Source organism: Anaeromassilibacillus sp. An172 (assembly GCF_002160515.1).
Lineage (GTDB): Bacteria > Bacillota > Clostridia > Oscillospirales > Acutalibacteraceae > Limousia > Limousia pullorum.
This window is the reverse complement of record NZ_NFKS01000046.1, coordinates 1-3,205: the sequence shown is the minus strand read 5'-3', so window position 1 is coordinate 3,205 and position 3,205 is coordinate 1. Positions and strand designations below refer to the sequence as shown.

Annotated in this window: 2 protein-coding genes; both read left to right on the top strand. The window is 37.5% G+C overall.

Features of this window, described 5'->3' with window-relative positions; genetic code table 11:
• On the top strand, nucleotides 1-1,178 hold a 1,178-nt coding region (locus B5F08_RS12935; RefSeq protein WP_143256433.1), incomplete at its 5' end, for a discoidin domain-containing protein.
• Between the two features lie 586 nt (nucleotides 1,179-1,764).
• A partial coding sequence (locus B5F08_RS12930) for a hypothetical protein (RefSeq protein ID WP_442856083.1) occupies nucleotides 1,765-3,205 on the top strand: 1,441 nt, incomplete at its 3' end.

Sequence of the window (3,205 nt, the reverse complement as noted above, 5' to 3'; positions counted from 1 at the left end):
GCAACAACCTGTATTATAACTACACAAATACACCAACAAGCGATGCAAATGCTGTTACAGCAGATCCTCTCTTCTGGGGAGCAGAAGCAGCACCTACTACAACAACAGGCGTAGTACACGACAGAGCAGCATTTGAAGGCTTTAAGATTTCCAAAGATTCACCGGCAATCGACGCAGGTGTTGTAATCGACGGATTTACAGGAACAGACTTCTTCGGCAACGAAGTTACAGGAACACCTGATATCGGTGCTTACGAGTATCAGGAAGGCGACGTTCCATCAGGCGAAGTTGACAAGACAGAACTTTTGGCTGAAATCGAAAAGGCAAAGGCTCTTGAGGACTACACAAATGCCAACGGAACATACACAGAGGCAAGCTACAGCAAGTTCAACGAAGCTTTGACAAATGCAATCGAAGTTTCCGAAAGCGAAACAGCTACACAGCTTGATGTAATAGCTGCTAAGAACAATCTTACATCCGCTATTGAAGGACTTGTAAAGGTTGACCCGAACTTCTATATGTATAAGGAAGACTTTACAGTAAATACATCAGGCGCATGGCTCCAGTGGTCATCCTCTGACGGACAGTCATCAGGCGTTGCTTCTCAGGAAGCTGCAAACGATATTATGTTTGACGGAAAAGAAGCAGGCTTCTGGCTTTCACAGAACGATATTCCAAACGTATATATCGATGTAGTATTCGGCGATACAGCAAAGACCGTAAAGGGATTTGAGTACGTAGCAAGAGAGAACGGCAACAATAAGATAAAGACTGTAGAAATTCTTGTTTCAGAAAACGGAACAGAATTCACATCTGCCGGTACTTATACAGCTGAATATGACGGACAGACAGCTGAGATCATCTTTGATGAGCCTATAACTGCAAAGTATATCAGAATTAAGCCAACAGCAATTCAGAACGACGCATCTACAGGCGATCCAAATAAACTTGCAGTAAGCGAACTCAGAGTTATGAAGGTTCAGCAGCCGACATTTGAAAAGGGTGACGTAAACCACGATAATACAGTTGATATTGAAGACGTTACACTTATTCAGAAGTATCTCACACGTATGGAGATTACTGGTACATTTGATGAGAAGCTGGCTGATGTTGACGGCGACGGAAAGATTTTGATAAACGACGCAACACGTATCCAGATACAGCTTTCTAATAAATAATAAAATTAAGAAAATCATGTATCCTGATTAAAATGGGAACTCCTGTGGAGAATTCTCTCCACGGGGGTTCTTGTTTTAGATTTACTTTTTGAAAAAACTGAAATTTAAAATCCAGAAGACAATAGGTATTCAAAAAAGGAATACACGAATATTGTGATAAATTTGTCTTTTGATTTCTTTTGCAAGTTGAATTTATTTGTGAATTTACAAAAATAAGAATTTAAAGATTAAATATTTTCCTTTTTTGTCTTATACAGTGTATAAAATTTTAGTTTAATAAAATATAACGAATACATTTTGATATTCTACATTATATATTAGATAAATTTATAGTTTCTTAATTTTATATTTTGTTCCTTTATCTTTTGGGAGATTGGTTTAAAAATTATACATCTTTTTTGTTATATCTATGTATTGTGTTATGGTTTTGTTTGTGTTAATATTATAAAAAAGAGAAATTTGTTCGTTACACCTGTAAAAAATATGATTAAATAGATATTTATTATTACGTTTATAATTTCATGTTTGAAATATAAAAAATGAGGCTAATTAACAAATCACAAAAACCGGAAAAGGAGGAAAAACAATGAAACGCTTGCTGATTGTATTGCTGACTTTGAGTATGATTTCAGGGTTGTTTACTTTTGAAATAGGAAATGTATCGGCAGATGAAGTTGATACAACAGCTGATGTGGGAACAACATATTATGTCAGCACATTAAAAGGCAAAGACACCAACAACGGAAAAAGCGAAGATACACCGTTCTACAGTCTTTCAAAAATCAATGAATTGACTTTGCAGCCGGGAGATAAAGTTTTGCTTGAGAGAGGTTCTGTATTTAATTATCAGTATCTCCATATCAAGGGAAGCGGTTCTGCCGAGTATCCTATAATTGTGGATGCTTATGGTGACGAGAGCAAAAATATGCCGGTTATCGATGCAAAAGGACAGGGAATATGGTATCAGGATTTCGGAAATACTGAAAGCTCTCAGCATGTAAGAAAGGGTTATGTTTCTTCAACTGTTTTGCTTTATGATGTGGAATACATAGAGCTTAACAATCTTGAAATTGTAAACAATGTAAGTTTCCAGAATGAAGACTACAGCCTTCTTAGAAAAATGGATAGAACAGGTGTCGCTGTTGTATCACAGAACAAGGGAACAGTTGACCATATAGTTCTTAACAATCTCTATGTTCATGATATCAGAGGTAACGTATATAATAAGCAGATGAACAACGGCGGAATTATTTTCACAATGTTTGTTCCGGAAAATGAGGAAGCAACAGGCACTCCTACTTATAACGATATTCTTATAGAAAACTGTTTTGTAGAGAATGTAAGCAGATGGGGAATTTCTGTTGCTGTTACTGCATATGCATATATGTTTAACGCATCAGCAGAAGTTCCTGACGACCTCTGCAAAAAATACGGATGTACAAATGTAGTTATCAGAAACAACTATCTCAAGGACATCGGAGGAGACGCAATAACAACAAAATATTGTCTTAATCCTCTTATTGAGTACAATGTTTCAGATAACGCTGCAATGGAAATGAACAGCGATATTTACAGCGCAACAACTTTCAGTAATGTTTCAGCGGCTATTTGGCCATGGAAATGCAAGAACGCCGTTCTTCAGTACAACGAAGTATTCGATACTGCACATAATGGCGACGGACAGGCATGGGACGCTGACTACGGCGACGGAACAGTTTATCAGTATAACTACAGCCATAATAACGGCGGCGGATGCCTTATGGTTTGCGGTATAAATGCAATTAACACGACATTCAGATACAATATAAGCTATAAGGATTTAGTATGCGCTTTGGATTTACCGGACAAAGCTCCTTTATCTCAGGTTTACAATAACGTATTCTATATGGAAGAGGGAGTTCCATTCCTCAGAGTATCCGACAGAAACAACGGCGCAAACCAGACCGGTACAGCAGTTGTTAGAAACAACATCATCTATAATTCAGGCGCTGAAAAGTCAGAAAACTGGAGCGGTAAGAACAGCACAG